Consider the following 15,966-nt stretch of genomic DNA (forward strand, 5'->3'; position numbering starts at 1 on the left):
GGTGGCTCGGCATCGCCGGTGTGCGGGCAGGGGGGTACTGCGCGATCGGCCGGTAAACGGGTGCTGATCGCGTGCGCGGAGGTTGGTGCTGGTCTAGGCGGCTCGGATGCGGTGCCGCATGAGGTGCTCGAGCATGGAGTGGTTGGCTTCCCAGCCGTCGGGGAACTTCGGCTTCGTGTTGAGCGGGACCGGGTCGACCGACGGGTGCGCGTCGAGAAGCTCGGCGATGCCGGCCCGCCCGACCACGATGCAGGCGTGGCGGTGTCGGGAGGTCAGCACGCACAGCCGTCCGGATTCCAGGTGGAACGCGGTGGCGTCGCGGCGCCCGGACAGGGGGTGCAGCACCACCACGACGTCGAACTCGGCGCCCTGCAGCCGGTTCGCGGTGTCGACCCGGATGGCCGGGTGACCGACGCGGGTCAGTTCGTCCTTGATGGCGGCGACCTGGTCACGGTGTACCGCGCCGACGGCGACCCGGTCCGATCGCACGGGCGCACCATCGGGCTCGTTCCGGGACTCGACCATGGCGCCGCGTTCCAAGGTGCGTACGGCGAGGGCGACGACGTGCTCGACGGCCTCGGCGTCCGTGCGCAGCGTGTGCCGGGCGGGCAGCTCGACATAAGCCCAACCGGATTCGGCGGCCCGCTCGACGGCGTGGTCGTGGACGCCGCCGAGCCCGTTCGTGGGCAGCCACATCCGCCGGGGCCCCTGCTCGGGCGCCGACTGGAACGGCACGTGGGGATAGAACGCCGCCGACACCGGCGCCGACGCCGACGGGGGCAGCCGCCAGGAGTACGGCAGCTGCAGCGGCTTGATCTCGGGGTTGTTGGCGAGCATGGCCGCGACGGCGCTCTGCATCGGATTCCACGGCAGGCCGGTCCACCGCTCGACGTTGACGACGGAGAACGGGTCCAGCTGGCCGGGATCGCCGACGAACAAGGCGCGCTCGAAGATGAACGCCAAGCGGAGCAGGGTGTCCGAGCGCATCTGGTACGCCTCGTCAATGATGGCCCACGGCCCCCGCTGCTCGACGACCGGATCCAGCCACTTCGCGGCCGTGCCGACCACAATCGGCACGTCGGCCAGGTCACGCAGCCGTTGGCGAATGACGACGCCCGGTCGGTGCAGCCAGTCCGGCGGCACGTAATCCTTCGCGGCGTATCGGCCCACCGAGAGGCTAGGCGCAGCCTCGGCGATGCGGTGGACGAGGTCGTCGACCTGCGAGTTGGTCTGCGCGACGACCCGCACGGGTTCCCCCGCGGCGGCCAGATGCACGGCGGTGCGCACGACCGCCCGGGACTTGCCGGCCCCGGGAGGCGAGTCGAGCACGACGCCACGGTGCGGTCCGTTCAACAGCCGGTCGATCGCGTCATCGACGACGTCGGAGACGGTCGGCGTGGTCACTGCCATTCCTCCTGGGCGTCCTCATCCGTGGGCACGTACTCAGCCGGGGGCCCACCGTGCGTCCACGGCGTCTCCTCTCGTCGCGGGAACGCTGGAATCCGCCGCACCTTGGTGGTGAGCAGGCTGTAGCACACCTCCTCGTGCAGCTCGGGGACACTGCCCGGCTTGGGTTCGCGCCCGTTGCCCATGCCCTCCGACAGCTCCAGCACCACCTGCACCCGGTCACCAACCTCGGTGATCGACACGAGTTCCGCCTTTTGTCCGATACGAGCGGGGCTGCGGAGGCGGTTCTCGCCCAACGGCAGGCGTACCGGGTCGGCCGTCTCGACGGTGATCAGCGGTAGGTTGCGCCGCCCGATGCGGCGGTAAGGTTCGGCGGCCGTCACGGTGCCAACGAAGGCCTCGCCCGCCAACCGCACCTCCGCCATGACGAGCGGGTCGTCGAAGGCCCGCTGGGCCTCGTACCGCGCCTGTGCGCGTTCCAGCTCGTACAGTCGCATCGCGGCGGTGACCGCCGAGTCGCGCTTCGGTTGCGTTGCCGGGCTGTTCTCGATCCAATCCGCAGTGCGGGTGAACGCGTCCAAGTCGTGATCCCACCGCTCGGCGACGTGGCGACTGGGCTCCATCGCGGCGAGCAGGTCGATCGCCTGCCACACCCGCTGCCACGTCCCGATCAGCTGATCGTGCAGCGCGGACTCGATGCGGGACTCCACGCGGGCGCGTTCCACGCTGTTGTCGGCGTTGTCGTGGTAGCGCCGGACCAGCGGGGCCAGCACCGTGTTGTCAAAGGTGGGGTCCGTCGCCGGCCCGGCCGGGGGGTGATCCACCGGGTCTTCCGCGATCTGGGCAGCCTCGGCGCCGGTCAGATCTCCGCCGGGGTCCAGCCATGCCAGGACCGTGCCGAGATGCTCGTCCTCTTCACTGCTCTGCCCCGTCGCCCAGTGCGCCGACAGCGCCGCCGTGGCCGGCACGAGCAGGCTCGAGCCCGGGTACTGCACTCGATCCGCGTAGAACGTCAGCCACTTACCCATCCGCGGGACGTTCGCCGGGACCGCCCATGGGCCCGTGGTCTTTCGGAAGCGGGTGGACCGGCCGAGCATGCGCACGAACTCCACGCCCGCGCGGTTGGGCACCCAGATCTGCGGCGCGTCTGCGCAGCGACGCGGGCCGTCCGCCGGCTGGCCGGGTGCTGGAGGCCGGTGCAAGGTCATCGGCAGAAGTTCCGCGAACAGCAGCCGGGCCAGGTTGTGGGCGAAGGCGAACCGTTGGTCGCGGTTGCGCGGCTGGGCCACGACGAGCATCCGAGGGTTCTCCCGGTCGATGCCGATCATGGCGGCCATGGGGGCGCTGGCTTCGCCGGCCATCTTCAACGGCACGAACACCAGCGGTGTCGAGCTGACGTGCAGGTGCCGGACCGTGGTGATCCGCTGCGCCTGGCCACGGTCCACGGCAAGCGCCCGCCCGAGGGAGGTCAATAGCGTCATGCAGCACCGCCGAGGAACGCGGTGCGGTAGCTGTGCGCGAGTCGCAGCAGCCGCGCCTGCTCGGCCTGGTCATCCGCCGGGATCCGTGCTCCGGTGGCCAGCCCGATCACCTCGCTCACCGATTCCAGCCCGCCCAGCTCCTCGCGTACCTGCCGCCCGAGCGCCGCGGTCGACCCACGCTCCTCGCTGCGGCAGAACTTCGCCATCTCACAGGTGCTCAGGCAGTGCGGGACGTAACGCGCCTCGACGGTGCGCAGGGTGCGCTTGAGCTCCTCCGCCGGCCGCGGATCGAGCCGATTCGGGTCGCGCCACCGGTCAAGGGTCGCGCCGGCGGGCATCATGGCGACGATCGCGTCCAGGCCCTGCATCCGTGACAGCTGCCGTCGGACCGCGTTCAGATGGTTGGTGATGTTGACCTTGACGGCGGTCGGCCGGTTGCTGAAGTCCTTCGGGCAGACCAGCACGACCTCCGGCGCGACGAGCTGCTCATCCAGGCCGCGGGAGCGCAGCAGCTCGCGCATGGCGTGCACGTAGACGGCAGCCTGCAGCTCGGCGGCCGCCACCGAGGCGGCCGGCGCCTGCCCGTCGACGACCGCGAACGACTTGATCTCCACGATGTAGAACTGGCCGTCGAAGCGGAACGCGATCAGGTCCGGCTCGAGGTAGACCGGGTAGCCCGCGACCACCAGTTCCAGCAAGGGGTGGTCGAACAGGGTGCCAGCGTCCTCGGCCAGCGAGCCGGCCTGGGTCAGCAGCCGGACGGTGTGGCGGTGCCGCGCCGAGGGGCTCGCGTTCCCGCCGACGGTCTCCAGATCGTCGTAGGAGACCTCGGCCAGCGGCAGGCCGAGCACTTCGCGCAGGAGCGTGAGCAGCTGCGCGCATCCGTTGGCCTTGACCTGCGCCTCAAACGCGGTGCCACGTGTGAGGGCGAACTGGGACTGGTCCGCCGACATCGCGAAGCCCAGCGCCGAGCCGAGCATCTGCTTGTCGATGCCTGCAGCGTCCAGAACGCTTCTCCGCTGGCAGCCGGGGTTGGCTGTGAGTGCGGCGAGCCCGCGGGCGTTGAGCTTCCGGCGTTCTTCTGACCCCCGCAGCGCATCGAGACGCGCTTTGAGATCGTTCACGTGCCCTTCCTTCGCGTGGGAAGTGCGATCGCACAGCGGAGCGGTGGCCTCTACCCCTCGCCCATGGTTGCCGGGGCGAGACCGAGTGTGGTGCCGAACATCTGCTGTAGATCGTCAAGCTTAATGACCCGCCGAGCGGCCGCTTCGCGGTGCGAACGGTCGGCGTCCTCATGAACTTGAAGTTCTGTGTGTGCTGCGTGCTGGACGGCGTCCGGGGTCATGGACTCGAACGTCCGCGCCCCGCCAGGGATGTTGGCGGCGAACTCCCACAACAGCCGACGCGCGGGTAGCGTCGCCCACTCCGGTTGCCGAAGGTGTTCAGCTACCCGGATGGCTGCCTTGAGAAAGTGCACTCGGGGGCTCAGCGGTCCGACGACGCGCGCCTCCATCGGCCACGTCGATACCGCCAACAGCCCGCGCGCGGGCGACAACCGATCGGCCGTCAACGCCGCGCAGATGTAGTACGGCCGACCGTGCCGGTTTGTCTTGAACGAACGCTCCTCATCCCGCCGAAGGCTGGTCAACTGCCCACTGGCAAGCGTCCCGCCGAAGAGCGCGTTATGGAGAGCGACGATCAACTTCGGCGCCGCCGGGACGGTGAGGAACGTCAGCGCCTGGTGCACCTGCTCCCGGACGGGCAACAGCGGTGCGGTCGGTGCCATGGCCGCGTCCTCGAGCGGGTCCGGCCCGGCAAGGGCGGCCAGGGTCGCGTCCCACTCCGCCTCCACTTTGCGCAGTTCGTAGCGGAGTCGATTGGCCCGGGCGCGGTCGCCCGCGATCGCGGATCGCCGTACCTCTGCACGGAGGTCATCGATCCGCTCTTCGAGAGCATCCATCGAGTCGGCCACGAGGAGACCTTAACCGCCCCAAGGCGTTCCAGCAAGTTCCAAGCTTTTCCGATTTCTGGCCCATCACGGCACCTCGGCGAGCAGCCTGCCAGCACGAGGGCGTTGAGATGCCGCGCCTTTTGCTCCTCCGGGCGCGGCCGGGCAGCGAGGCGGGTTCAACCCGCCAGGCGAGGTGTGTGCGCAGCCTGAACAGCCCAAAGTGGTCAGCTAGGGCCGGGCAGAGCACCGAGAGCTGGATACACGACCGGGCCATATGGACCGGCGAGTGAGCGGCCCACCGGACCGACAGCCGTCGGTCCGGCCGGTGAGCCAGAGCGGGCCCCCCGCGACGCGCATGCCGGCAGCGGCCTTCAGCTCCCAGTCCAGCCAGCCGACTCGGTTTGAACAGGTAACTCAGTAGCGCCACCGGGCGGCCCAAGAGTGGTCGGACACCAGAGCTGGACGCCGCGCTCCCAACTTGCTCCCAATTTAATGGGCAACAGCGCGGAAGCCCGTTACCGGCCGAACCGGTGACGGGCTTCCTACCTGGGAATATCTATGGTGGGCGATACTGGGATCGAACCAGTGACCTCTTCGGTGTGAACGAAGCGCTCTCCCGCTGAGCTAATCGCCCTCAGCGCGCATGACTCTACCCGATCACCGGCCCGGACCAAAAACCGGGCCTCAGTGCGTCGCGAGGTAGTGCAGCGCCTGCGCCACCACGTCGATGCCGAGGCTGTACTTGAGCGAGAGCCACACCACCACCGACACGAACATGAGCCCGACCGCGCCCAGCACGAGCCGCACGCCCAGCGACTGCCTGGTCACCCAGCGCGTCCAGGAGTTGACGTGCCGGCGGGTGAACGCGAGCAGCCGACGCGCCCAGTGGAACTCGACCGCCCAGACGCCGAGACCGGCGATGACCAGCAGCCAGCCGGGCCCGGGCAGCGGGATCAACGCGATGCCGACGGTGACGACGATGGCGCCGAGGATGCCGATGAAGATCTTCAGGGCAACGCGGCCGGTGGGGTTGGCGCGGATGAGGTCGAGCGTGGTGTGCAGGCGTCCGCGCCAGCCCCGTCGCCGCCGGCGCCGCTCCATGAGAGCGCCTTGCGACCGCCCTTCCACCGGCACCTCGTACCCCCGACTTTCGGCTGCTCGGGCCGCACCTTTCGGCGATTCGGCCGTGGTCCGCGACGTCACCGAGGGTCCCCTCGTGACCATTTCCACCCCTAGTGTCGCCCAGGACCGTCACCCCTGCTGACGACTGGACGTTACCGGAGTAAGTCGACGACTGAACCACCCGTTGCCGGGCGGGACGACGGAGTGGGCGGAACCCGAAATTCTATGCGGGGCCGAGCGGTCCCGGGGGCTTTCGGAACCCCTTCCCACCACTGGGTGAAGTCAGCGTATGGCGGAGCGTAGCCAGGAGCAGCACCTGAGTATGGGAAAAGCGGGACACGCGCGTTCCGCACGCGGTGCCGGGGGGAGAACGTCCATGAGTGTCATCCGACCGACGACCGTAGAGGTCGAGACGTCGCTAAGGCTCGTCGCGCCTGACGCCACCGCCTTGCCGGTGCGTGCCAGTCTGCGTTACGACCCTGCTGACCCGTATGCGGTCCATGTCCTGTTCCATGCCGAGTCCGCCGGCGGCGAGGCGGTGAGCTGGTCGTTCGCTCGCGAACTGCTGGTCACCGGGCTCGACGAGCCGGCCGGCATCGGTGATGTGCGGGTCTGGCCGTGGGCCACCCCGCGCGGCGACTTCGTCGCGCTGGCGCTGTCGTCGCCGGACGGCAACGCCCTGTTCGAGGTTCCGCGCAGCGTGCTGGTGCGCTTCCTGCGCCGGACCTACGTCGTCGTTCCGCGCGGTCGCGAGGCCGAGCACCTGGACGTCGACACCGCGGTGAACCGGCTGCTGGCCGGTCGCTGACAAGGCGGCACCCGGGGCCGCGCGGATCTGCCGAGTCCGCGCGGCCCCGGGCCGTCTCCGACCTGGGGTACGCCTCAGCCGCGCGTGGTGATCCCGCCGTCGACCGGGATGACCGCTCCGGTCAGGTACGCGCCGGCGCGCGACGCCAGGTAGATCGCGGTGCCGGCCATGTCCTCGGGCCGGCCGATCCGGCCCAGCGGCACCTGCTGTTCGATCGCGGCGCGCGATTCGGGGTCGTCCAGCGCGAACGCCATCATCTTGCTCTCGAACGGTCCGGGTGCGATCGCGTTGACGGTGATCTGCTCGCCGGCGAGCTGGTGGGCGAGGCCGCGGGTGAGCATGTGCACGGCGGCCTTGGTGGCCGAGTACGCGTACACCTCCATCCACGGCACCCGGATGCCGTCGATCGACCCGATGTTGATCACGCGGGCCGGGTCGTCGGCGCCGGCCGCGGCGCGCAGTTGCGGCAGCAACGCGGTGGTGAGCCGGAAGACGGCCTTGACGTTCACCGCCCAGAGCTTGTCGAAGGCGCTCTCCGGGTACTCCTCCAGCGGCGCTCCCCAGGTGGCGCCCGCGTTGTTGACCAGCACGTGCAGCCGGTCGTGGCGCTCCCGCACGGCCTCGGCGAGCGCCAGCGCGCCCACGTCGCTGCCCAGGTCGGCCGGGATCGCCTCGCAGTGACCCTCGGCGGACAGTTCCTTGGCCACCGACTCGCACACGTCGGCCTTGCGCGAGGAGATGATCACCCGGGCGCCGGCCCGGACGAAACCCCGCGCGATCATCAGCCCGATCCCGCGTGAGCCGCCGGTCACCAGGACCGTCTTGCCGTCGACCGAGAACAGATCCGTCATGTTCGTCCCATCGCCGTCTCCCGGCCGCGGGCCGGTCGGCCGGGGCCGCGTGGCCGGGTGCGGAGCGCACGCCGGTCCGGGTCTTACCGATCGGTAACCTAACCGTCCGGCTCGGCTGCCGACAAGAGCGGCCCGAGCGGGTGAAACCGTCGAGATGCAACGTGCGCGCGGGCCGGTTACCGTCGGGATGATGGTCACTACCGGTCAGCCCTCCCCGGCCACCCGCACCGGTCTGCCGGAGCTGCGCCCCGGCACCGACGAGATCGTCACCGGTGCGCTCGGCGACCTCGCCGCCGAGCCAGGCAGGCCCCGTCCGGTCCTGCTCGACCACGATCTGCTGGTCCTGGTCACCCACGGCCACGGCACCGCCGAGCTGGACTTCCGGCCGGTCCCCTGCCGTCCGGGCACGCTGCTGCGCGCGCACCCCGGCCAGGCGCTGCGGTTCGTCGGCACCCAGCTCGACGCGACCGTGGTGAGCTGGCGGCCGGACGCGCTGCGCGGCCTCGACGTCGACCCGGACGCGGTGCCCGCTCACCGTCAGCTCGCCGGTGAGGACGAGGACGCGGTGATCAGCGAGGTGAGCCAGCTCGCCGTGGACGCCGACCGGCACGCGCTGGTGCCGGCCGCCGCGGCGCTGCTGCGCCATCAGCTCGCCGTCCTGCTGCTGCGGCTGAGCCTGCTGCCGCATCCGGGCGACGGCGCGACGCCCCGGGCCGAGACCGAGACGTTCCGGCGGCTGTGCCGCGAGGTGGAACGCGGCTATCGGCACACCCGCCGGGTGGAGGACTACGCGGCCCAGATCGGCTGTTCGGTGCGTACCCTGACCCGGGCCTGCCTCGCGGTGACCGGCCGCAGCGCCAAGCAGGTGATCGACGAGCGGGTGGCGTTGCAGGCGTGCCGGCTGCTCGCCGCCACCGACGAGTCGATCGCCGCGATCGGCCGGGAGCTGGGCTTTCCCGAGCCGACGAACTTCGGCCGCTTCTTCACCCGGGAGGTCGGGGTGAGCCCGGGGACGTTCCGGGCCGAGCGCGAACGCCCGCTGGCCGTCCGTCTGGTGCGGCCCCGGCCGCCCGCCGACTCCCCCGCACCCGGCGGGCAGGCATGATGGCACTGTGCAGATCTCCGCGCGCGGCGACTACGCGGTCCGGGCGGCCCTGAGCCTGGCCACCGCGTACCCCACCCTGCTGTCCACCCAGGCCATCGCGGCGGAGCAGGACATGCCGCGCAAGTTCCTCGAGGCGGTCCTGGCCGACCTGCGCCGGGCCGGGGTCGTCCGGGCTCAGCGCGGCGCCGAGGGCGGGTACACGTTGGCCCGGCCGCCACGGGAGGTCACCATCGGGCACGTGTTGCGCGCCGTCGACGGTCCGCTCGCGGGGGTACGCGGGCTGCGTCCCGAGGAGACCCGGTACGAGGGGGCGGCGGAGAACCTGCCCCGGCTCTGGGTGGCGGTACGCGCCTCGGTACGCCGGGTGGTCGACGAGGTGAGCCTGGACGAGCTGGTCAGCGGCCGGCTGCCGGCGCACGTGCGCAAGCTGACCGCGCAGCCGGACGCGTGGGAGCCGCGCTGATCTCAGCGCGCGGTCACCACGCCTCGGGCCGGTCGCCGAGCGTGGTGGTGTAGCCGCCCCGGTGATGCGGCAGCGGGTCGCCGTCCTCGCCCGCGCCGAGCGCGAGCGGCTCACCGAGCAGGAGGGTGTGGTCGCCCGCCTCGATCCGGCGTACGACCCGGCACAGCAGCACGGCGAGCGCGTCGCCGATCAGCGGCACGCCGAACGGGCCGATGGTCCAGCCCGGGTGGGCGGTGAACCGGTCGATGCCGGCGGTGGCGAAGATCTGCGCGGTCTCCTGCTGGCCGGAGGCGAGCAGGTGCACCGCGACGTGTTCGGCCTGCTCGACGGTGGGCCAGCTCGACGACGCGCCGAGGCAGACCGAGACCAGCGGCGGGTCGAGCGACACGGACGTGAACGAGGTGGCGGTGAAGCCGGCCGGTGGCAGGTCCGCCCGCATCCGGTTGCCGCGCAGGCCCGGGGCGGTGACGACGGTGACCGTGAACGCCTGGCGGCGCAACAGGCCGCGGAACGAGTCGACGTCGACGGGCCGCAGCTCGACGGTGGCGGCACCGGGCCGGTCCACGGTGGTCACGATGCCACCGACTGCCGGCGCGACGGAGCGGGCACGTGGTCCACGGGAGCCTCCAGTCCAGGGGTAGCTGCGGCGGCACGGTGTTCTCTTCCGATACCCCCGGATGACCGAAGCGATGCGGGGCGACCAGCACTCATGGTGCCGATCGCTCTCGGCACCGGTCAACGCCGTTCCAAAGAGTGAGACTTTCCTCGCTGAGTCTGCCGCAAGCCTTCACCACCAGCATTTACAGCGCCGTAAGACCTACCCGTTGGATAGAGAACAGTCCTACCCTCCAGAGCGGACCGAGGCAGGGTTTCGCGAATCGTCGATCCGGGCATGTTCGATGCCGTAGAGGCAGGGAGACGAAGGAGGCACCCCCGATGGGCGTCCAGTTCCGCAAGCGCAAGAAGTACGGACCGCTGATCCTCCACTTCACCCAGAACGGCTTCTCGTCGTGGAGCATCAAGATCGGCCGCTGGTCCTGGAACTCGAACACCCGCGCCCACCGCGTGGACCTTCCGGGGCCGCTGTCCTGGAAGCAGGACAAGACCCGGGCCTGACACCCGGACGTGGATCGGGGCGCCGGCCGCTGGCCGCGCCCCGATCGTCGTGAGTACCGGCTTTTCCGGTTCTGCCGGCCGGGACGCTCCGGCGATCGGAGAATCGCCGCATGGCGGACCTGTCCCTGCGGCGGACACGACGGCGGGCCGTCGCGGCCTGCCTGCTCATGCTCGTCGGCTACTTCCTGGTGCCGGTCGAGGCCGATCCGAACGGCCTGCGGCTGGTCCTGCGCTCGGCGGGCACCCTCGTCCTGGTGGCCGTCGTCGCGTTCCTGGTCACCGGCCAGGTCCGCCGTCAGCTCGTCCGCGACCAGCCGACCGGCCGGGACGCGGACCGGGCGCTGACCCGGCTCGCGGTCGCGCTGGTCGCCGGGCTGCTGGCCTTCGCGCTCGGCGACTACGTGGTGGCGAACACCCGGCCCGGCGAGTTCGCCGGCCTGCGGACCCGCGTCGACGCGCTCTACTTCGCGCTCGCGACGCTCACCACTGTCGGCTACGGCGACGTGCACGCCCAGGGCCAGATCGCCCGGGTGGCGGTCTGCGCCCAGATGGTCTTCAGCATCGGGGTGGTCGCCACCGGGGCGTCGATTGTGGTCAAGCAGATGACCCGGCGGTCGGCACGGCGCTGATCGACACGTCCCCGCCGAGCCGGCCGTGCTCCGGGTCGCGGGTCACCGCGCCCGAGGCGAGCAGCGAGGTCAGCGCACGGTTGACGTCGGCGGCCCGGTAGACCGTCGAGGTCGTGGCGAAGCGGCGCAGCTCGGTGACCGTACGCGGGCCGGTGCGGGCCAGCTCGGCCAGCAGTTCCCGGCGCAGCGGGCCGAGGTCGGGGTCGGACGAGAGGTCCAGCAGCCGGCCCTGCGGGTCGGCCGGGTCGCGGTAGCGCACGCCGGCGTACTCGTCGACCGCCCAGAGCGCCTCCTTGACCGCCTCCAGCCCGTGGTCGGAGCCGGTGCCGTAGCCGAGCAGCCGCGCCGGAGCGTCCCCGTCCGGCACCAGCTCGACCTCGGTGACGAGCGGAAACCCGGCGTCGGTGAGCGCCGGGCGCAGCGACCGGCCGGGCGCGGTGACGAGCAGCAGTTCGGCCGGCCGCCCGGACACGGCGGCGGCGAGCAGTGCCGGGTCCGGGTCGGCGCCGTCGGCCACGGTGAGCAGCGGCGCACCGGCCGCGCCCGCCGCCTTGAGCGCCACCGGCAGCCGGTCCGGGCCGCCGGGCACCAGGTGCACGGCGACGTCGGCGGGCAGCGCGGCTTCCGCGGCGCCGAGGCGTGCCGGCAGGTCGGTGCCGTCGTCGGCCACCACCAGCACGGTCAGCCGCCGTCCGCGCAGCCGGTCGGCGAACTCGGCCACCACCCGCAGCGCCTCCTGGGCGCCGGTGGCGTCACCTCCGGCGTACGCGAGCGCGAGCGTGGCCCGCCGCGCCCGGTGCAGCGCGGCGGGAAGCCAGTGGTCGAGCCGGCGGACGAGCAGCTCGCGCAGGACGGCGTCGGTGGACATGCTGCCGTTTCTACCGCACGGCGCGGTGGGCCCGGCCGTGAACCCCCGCCGGTGGCTGGACCCCGACGAGCAGCGGACCCTGGTGGCCCTTCCTGACCGCCTCCCGGGCGCTCATGGACGTGCTCGACCGCGAGCTGCAGCACGACGCCGGCATGCCGCACGCGTGCCACGAGATCCTGGTCCGCCTCTCCGAGGCCGCCGGCCGGCGGCTGCGGATGAGCGACCGCCGCGGGCAGGCCGCCGTGCTCACCGACGAGGGCTTCGCCACCCTGGCCGCCGCCGCACCCGGCCACGTCGAGGGGGCACGCCGGCACCTGTTCGACGCGCTCAGCTCGGCCCAGGTCGACCAGCTCCGCCGGATCAGCGAGACGCTCGCCGACCACTTGACGGATTCGGGACCAAACTGATCCACTCCGGGTCTTGTACATACCGTCGCCGGACGAGCACGATGGGGCGTGTCCTCCGGCTTCGCTGACCTGACCGTCCAGGCGCACCAACTGGTGGCCGAAGGCGACCTCGACGGCGCGCAACGGCTGCTCGCCGACGCGCTCAGCGACGCGGATCCCCGTCCCGGCAACGCCTCCCCCGAGCTGGCCGAGGCCGCCGGTCTCCAGGCCCGGGTGCTGGTCGCGCTCGGTGAGCCGCACTCCGCCCGTGGCTGGGCCGCGTTCGCGTACGCGGCGGCCACCCGCCTGTTCGGCCGCTCCGACGAGCGCACCGTCACCGCCGCCGCGACGCTCGCCGCGGTGCTGCACCGGGTCGGCAGCGACGCCCGGGCCGCCCGGCTCTACTCCGACGTCGTCATCGAGCTGACCGCCCGCGACGGCCCGGAGTCCCAGCGGGTGCTCGCCGCGCACGCCGACCTGGCCACCGTGGAGTACGCGCGCGGCCAGTGCGAGGTGGCCCGCGATCGGCTGCAGGACGCCTGGGAGCTGCACCGGGAGGTCTACGGCGACGGCCACCCCAGCGGCATCAAGATGCTGGCGAAGCTCGGCGCGATGGAACGCGACTGCGGCCGGTACGCCGACTCCCACGAGCACCTGACGCTCGTCGAGGAGCTGTGCCGCCTGCACCTGGACGCCGACGACCCGCTCGCCGCCCAGGTGGCCGGGCTGGCCCGCGCCGCCGCCGACCCGGACCATGTCTGTCCCGAGCCCGCGCCCGCCCCGGCTCCCGAGCCGCCCGCCCGGACGACGCCGGTGGTGCCCGCCGCCCGGGTGCCCCCGCCGGCCGAAGGGCCGCACGACCTGCCGCCGTACTCGCCGCCCGCGCTCGACGACCCGGTCGAGACGCCGCTCTACCATCCGCCCGGCCGGGCCGCCGAGACCGCGCACGTGCCGACGCCGCGTACCGCGCCGGAGGCCGACGGGTTCGACGACTACCCGTGGCCGCCCTCGGCCGAGCAGCCGTGGCGCCCGGACGCCGACCCGCTGCCGCCCACAGTGGTCGGGCTCGCCGACGACCAGGCCGGGGTACGCCGGGTGTCGCCGCCCCCGCCCGAGCCGCCGTCGCGCTACCTGCCGGTGCACGTGCCCCGGCCGCCGGCGGCCGAGCGGCGCGCCCGCCCGTGGTTGCCGCTCGTGGCGCTCGGCGTGGCGGTGACGCTGCTGCTCGGCACCATCGCGGTGATCGCCGGGGTGTCCCGGGTGGACGACGGCCGCGACACCCCGCCACCGGCCACCAGCGCGCCGCCGCCGACCTCCGCCGGTCCCGCGCCGACCACTCCCGCAGCCGCCGAGCCGGGCACGCCGCCCGGGCGGTTCACGCTCACCGACCGGCGCGACAGCATCGTGCTGAGCTGGACGTACCCGGCCGGCGCGGAAGGGCCCGTGGTGGTCGCCGGGGGCCGGTCCGGGCAGCCGCAGGGCACGTTCGCGACGCTGCCCGCCGGGTCGGCCGACTACATCGCCTACGGGCTCGACCGCACCACCGACTACTGCTTCACGGTGGCGCTCGTCTGGTCCACCGACACGGTCGCCCGCACCGGCCCGGTCTGCACGAAACGCCGCCGTTGACCGCTCACTCCGGGTCCGGCTCGGCCAGCGCGGGCAGCCGTACCGTCGCGCGCAGCCCCGGCGCGGCGGCGCCGGGCGTCGCGTCGGCCAGCTCCACCGTGCCGCCGGCCCGGCGCACCAGCTCGCGCACGATGGCCAGGCCCAGGCCGGCGCCGCCCGCGTCCCGGGCCCGCGCGTCGTCGAGCCGGGTGAACCGGGCGAACACCCGCTCCCGGTCCGCCGCCGGGATGCCCGGCCCGTCGTCGGTCACCATGATCAGGTGGTACGCGCCGTCCGGCCCGCTCACCGCCAGCTCCACCGCGCAGGACGCGTGCCGCAACGCGTTGTCCACCAGGTTCACCAGCACCCGGCGCAGCTCCCCCGCGTCCCCCTCGACCCAGCGCGGCGCGTCCGGCGGCGTCAGCCGTACCGGCGGCGACGGGTAGCGGGCGGCCACACCGCGCAGCAGCTCCCCCAGCTCCACCGGGCCGATCGGGGACGGGCGGGCGTCCAGTTCGTCGAGGCGGGCCAGCAGCAGCAGGTCGTCCACCAGGCGGCTGAGCCGCTCGGTGTCGGCGAGCAGGTCGTCGGCGACCGCCGCCCAGTCGGTGTCGTCGCCGAGCCGCCGGGCCACCTCCAGCTCGGTACGCATGTTCGTCAGCGGGCTGCGCAACTCGTGCGCGGCGTCGGCGACGAACGCCCGCTGCCGGTCCCGGGACGCGGCCAGCCGGTCCAGCATGTCGTTGAGCGTCACCGCGAGCCGGTGGATCTCGTCCTGCCCGGCCGGTACGGGGAGCCGCTCCGCCCCGGCCCGCCCGGTGATCTCGGCCGCGCCGCTGCGCAACTGCTCGACCGGGCGCAACGTCGCCCCCACCACCCGCCAGGCCACCACGCCGAGCCCTGCGACCAGCAGCGGGAAACCGACGAGCAGGAGGTTGCGGACCACCTGCAGGCTGTGCCGCACGTCGGTGAGCGACTTGGCGACCAGCACCGTACGCGGCTCCTGCGCGGTGCCGGCCGGCACCGTGACCACCCGGACCGGGCCGGGCATGCCGACGCGCCGCCCGTCCACCACCAGCCGCTGTCGCTGCCCGGGACGCAGCTCGTCCGGGCCGAGCATCGGCACGAGGCGGTCCGCGTCGATCGAGGCGGCCCGGATCCGGCCCTGCGCGTCGACCACCTGCACCCGCAGCTGCCCGCCGGCCACCGGCAGCGGATCCGGCAGCGCGTCCTCGGCGGTCAGCAGCGCGACCGCGTCGGCGGTGCGCAGCGCCTCCTCGTCGACCGAGCGCTGCAGCGTCCAGCCCAGCGCGCCGAGCAGCAGCGCCCCGCCGAACGCGAACCCGACCACCAGTCCCACCACGCCGAGCGCGAGCAGCCGCGCCCGCAGACCCAGTCGCGGCAGCGGGCCGCGTACCCACCGGCTCATGTGGCCAGCCGGTAACCGGCGCCGCGTACCGTCTCCAGCCGCTCCCGGCCGATCTTGCGGCGCAGGTAGCCGACGTAGACCTCCACCGCGTTCGGGGCGGTGTCGATCGAGGCGTCCCAGACGTGGTCCAGCAGCTCGGTCTTGGAGACCACCTCGCCGGGGCGGCGCATCAGGTAGTCAAGCAGCGCGTATTCACGGCTGGTCAGCACCACTTCGGCGTCGGCCCGGGTGACCCGGCGGCGGGCCGGGTCCAGGCGCAGGTCGCCGACGGTGAGCACGGCCGGCCGCCGGGGCGCGCCGCGGCGCAGCAACGCCCGCAACCGGGCCAGCAGGACCACGTACGAGAAGGGCTTGGTCAGGTAGTCGTCGGCGCCGCAGTCCAGGCCGTCGGCCTGGTCGTACTCGCCGTCCTTGGCCGACAGCATCAGCACCGGCAGCCAGCGCTGCTCGGCGCGCAGCCGGCGGACCACCTCGTAGCCGGAGAGACCGGGCAGCATCACGTCGAGGACCATCGCGTCGTACTCGCCGTGCCGGGCCGCGTCCAGCCCGTCCGGGCCCGTGGCCGCCACGTCGACCACGAACCCCTCCGCCGACAGGCCCCGGCGCAGCGCCGCCGCGAGCCTCGTCTCGTCCTCCACCACCAGCAACCGCACCGGTCCAGGGTGCCACCACGGGGTCACCCGTAGGGGATCTCCTCAGCGTGGTCACAGCCACGATCGCGCAGCATGGTGCGCAGGAGGTG

17 protein-coding genes and 1 tRNA gene are annotated in these 15,966 nt (G+C 72.8%); 7 read left to right on the forward strand and 11 right to left on the reverse strand.

Features of this window, described 5'->3' with window-relative positions; translation table 11 throughout:
• Positions 1-93: 93 nt before the first annotated feature.
• The 6 genes from C569_RS0123335 to C569_RS0123360 all read right to left on the reverse strand — a co-directional run bounded on the left by C569_RS0123335 (position 94) and on the right by C569_RS0123360 (position 6,063).
• On the reverse strand, positions 94-1,410 hold the full coding sequence (locus C569_RS0123335; protein WP_036346734.1) for an AAA domain-containing protein: 1,317 nt from the start codon (positions 1,408-1,410) through the stop codon (positions 94-96).
• On the reverse strand, positions 1,401-2,888 hold the full coding sequence (locus C569_RS0123340) for a hypothetical protein (RefSeq protein ID WP_026268555.1): 1,488 nt from the start codon (positions 2,886-2,888) through the stop codon (positions 1,401-1,403). Before C569_RS0123340 ends, C569_RS0123335 begins: the two co-directional genes overlap by 10 nt.
• Complete coding sequence (locus C569_RS0123345; protein WP_026268556.1) at positions 2,885-4,012, reverse strand: hypothetical protein; 1,128 nt, start codon at positions 4,010-4,012, stop codon at positions 2,885-2,887. Before C569_RS0123345 ends, C569_RS0123340 begins: the two co-directional genes overlap by 4 nt.
• 50 nt (positions 4,013-4,062) lie before the next feature.
• On the reverse strand, positions 4,063-4,860 hold the full coding sequence (locus tag C569_RS0123350; RefSeq protein ID WP_018788165.1) for a hypothetical protein: 798 nt from the start codon (positions 4,858-4,860) through the stop codon (positions 4,063-4,065).
• Between the two features lie 538 nt (positions 4,861-5,398).
• Positions 5,399-5,473 (reverse strand) — tRNA-Val (locus tag C569_RS0123355).
• A gap of 50 nt (positions 5,474-5,523) precedes the next feature.
• Positions 5,524-6,063, reverse strand: a complete 540-nt coding sequence (locus C569_RS0123360; RefSeq protein ID WP_196806767.1) for a TIGR02611 family protein — start codon at positions 6,061-6,063, stop codon at positions 5,524-5,526.
• Between the two features lie 274 nt (positions 6,064-6,337).
• Here C569_RS0123360 and C569_RS0123365 point away from each other — a divergent pair, with 274 nt between their 5' ends.
• Positions 6,338-6,769, forward strand: a complete 432-nt coding sequence (locus tag C569_RS0123365; RefSeq protein WP_007457244.1) for an SsgA family sporulation/cell division regulator — start codon at positions 6,338-6,340, stop codon at positions 6,767-6,769.
• Between the two features lie 74 nt (positions 6,770-6,843).
• Here C569_RS0123365 and C569_RS0123370 read toward each other — a convergent pair whose 3' ends face one another.
• A complete protein-coding gene (locus C569_RS0123370) occupies positions 6,844-7,620 on the reverse strand; it encodes a RhlG family 3-oxoacyl-ACP reductase (RefSeq protein ID WP_018788168.1) in 777 nt (258 codons plus the stop codon).
• Between the two features lie 187 nt (positions 7,621-7,807).
• Here C569_RS0123370 and C569_RS0123375 point away from each other — a divergent pair, with 187 nt between their 5' ends.
• A complete protein-coding gene (locus C569_RS0123375) occupies positions 7,808-8,725 on the forward strand; it encodes a helix-turn-helix transcriptional regulator (RefSeq protein ID WP_018788169.1) in 918 nt (305 codons plus the stop codon).
• Positions 8,726-8,732: 7 nt separating this feature from the next.
• The gene (locus tag C569_RS0123380) at positions 8,733-9,188 is read left to right on the forward strand and encodes an Rrf2 family transcriptional regulator (protein WP_018788170.1); all 456 of its coding nucleotides are present in this window, start codon (positions 8,733-8,735) and stop codon (positions 9,186-9,188) included.
• A 13-nt stretch (positions 9,189-9,201) separates the two neighbouring features.
• Here C569_RS0123380 and C569_RS0123385 read toward each other — a convergent pair whose 3' ends face one another.
• Positions 9,202-9,762 (reverse strand): flavin reductase family protein, encoded by a 561-nt coding sequence (locus C569_RS0123385; protein WP_018788171.1) that lies wholly within the window; start codon positions 9,760-9,762, stop codon positions 9,202-9,204.
• A gap of 362 nt (positions 9,763-10,124) precedes the next feature.
• On the opposite strand from C569_RS0123385, the gene C569_RS0123390 reads away from it, so the two are divergent.
• Both C569_RS0123390 and C569_RS0123395 read left to right on the forward strand, forming a co-directional pair.
• On the forward strand, positions 10,125-10,304 hold the full coding sequence (locus C569_RS0123390; RefSeq protein WP_013284922.1) for a DUF4236 domain-containing protein: 180 nt from the start codon (positions 10,125-10,127) through the stop codon (positions 10,302-10,304).
• A gap of 110 nt (positions 10,305-10,414) precedes the next feature.
• A complete protein-coding gene (locus C569_RS0123395) occupies positions 10,415-10,933 on the forward strand; it encodes a potassium channel family protein (protein ID WP_018788172.1) in 519 nt (172 codons plus the stop codon).
• Here C569_RS0123395 and C569_RS0123400 read toward each other — a convergent pair.
• The gene (locus tag C569_RS0123400; RefSeq protein WP_018788173.1) at positions 10,899-11,801 is read right to left on the reverse strand and encodes a hypothetical protein; all 903 of its coding nucleotides are present in this window, start codon (positions 11,799-11,801) and stop codon (positions 10,899-10,901) included. The two genes, C569_RS0123395 and C569_RS0123400, sit on opposite strands and share 35 nt — an antisense overlap.
• 113 nt (positions 11,802-11,914) lie before the next feature.
• On the opposite strand from C569_RS0123400, the gene C569_RS30935 reads away from it, so the two are divergent.
• Complete coding sequence (locus tag C569_RS30935; RefSeq protein WP_018788174.1) at positions 11,915-12,208, forward strand: hypothetical protein; 294 nt, start codon at positions 11,915-11,917, stop codon at positions 12,206-12,208.
• A 48-nt stretch (positions 12,209-12,256) separates the two neighbouring features.
• On the forward strand, positions 12,257-13,816 hold the full coding sequence (locus tag C569_RS0123410) for a tetratricopeptide repeat protein (RefSeq protein ID WP_018788175.1): 1,560 nt from the start codon (positions 12,257-12,259) through the stop codon (positions 13,814-13,816).
• A gap of 4 nt (positions 13,817-13,820) precedes the next feature.
• On the opposite strand, the gene C569_RS0123415 is transcribed toward C569_RS0123410, so the two are convergent.
• Together C569_RS0123415 and C569_RS0123420 are read right to left on the reverse strand one after the other, a co-directional pair.
• On the reverse strand, positions 13,821-15,224 hold the full coding sequence (locus C569_RS0123415) for a cell wall metabolism sensor histidine kinase WalK (protein WP_018788176.1): 1,404 nt from the start codon (positions 15,222-15,224) through the stop codon (positions 13,821-13,823).
• A complete protein-coding gene (locus C569_RS0123420; RefSeq protein WP_018788177.1) occupies positions 15,221-15,877 on the reverse strand; it encodes a response regulator transcription factor in 657 nt (218 codons plus the stop codon). Before C569_RS0123420 ends, C569_RS0123415 begins: the two co-directional genes overlap by 4 nt.
• Positions 15,878-15,966: the final 89 nt, after the last annotated feature.

The sequence above is a fragment of the Micromonospora sp. CNB394 genome (assembly GCF_000374985.1).
GTDB lineage: Bacteria > Actinomycetota > Actinomycetes > Mycobacteriales > Micromonosporaceae > Micromonospora > Micromonospora marina.

Bases quoted from the DNA above. Each gene is read 5' to 3' on its own strand.
- C569_RS0123335 (WP_036346734.1), bottom strand. From the start codon at position 1,410: ATGGCAGTGACCACGCCGACCGTCTCCGACGTCGTCGATGACGCGATC.
- C569_RS0123340 (WP_026268555.1), bottom strand. From the start codon at position 2,888: ATGACGCTATTGACCTCCCTCGGGCGGGCGCTTGCCGTGGACCGTGGC.
- C569_RS0123360 (WP_196806767.1), bottom strand. From the start codon at position 6,063: ATGGTCACGAGGGGACCCTCGGTGACGTCGCGGACCACGGCCGAATCG.
- C569_RS0123365 (WP_007457244.1), top strand. From the start codon at position 6,338: ATGAGTGTCATCCGACCGACGACCGTAGAGGTCGAGACGTCGCTAAGG.
- C569_RS0123370 (WP_018788168.1), bottom strand. From the start codon at position 7,620: ATGACGGATCTGTTCTCGGTCGACGGCAAGACGGTCCTGGTGACCGGC.
- C569_RS0123375 (WP_018788169.1), top strand. From the start codon at position 7,808: ATGATGGTCACTACCGGTCAGCCCTCCCCGGCCACCCGCACCGGTCTG.
- C569_RS0123390 (WP_013284922.1), top strand. From the start codon at position 10,125: ATGGGCGTCCAGTTCCGCAAGCGCAAGAAGTACGGACCGCTGATCCTC.
- C569_RS0123395 (WP_018788172.1), top strand. From the start codon at position 10,415: ATGGCGGACCTGTCCCTGCGGCGGACACGACGGCGGGCCGTCGCGGCC.
- C569_RS0123400 (WP_018788173.1), bottom strand. From the start codon at position 11,801: ATGTCCACCGACGCCGTCCTGCGCGAGCTGCTCGTCCGCCGGCTCGAC.
- C569_RS30935 (WP_018788174.1), top strand. From the start codon at position 11,915: ATGGACGTGCTCGACCGCGAGCTGCAGCACGACGCCGGCATGCCGCAC.
- C569_RS0123415 (WP_018788176.1), bottom strand. From the start codon at position 15,224: ATGAGCCGGTGGGTACGCGGCCCGCTGCCGCGACTGGGTCTGCGGGCG.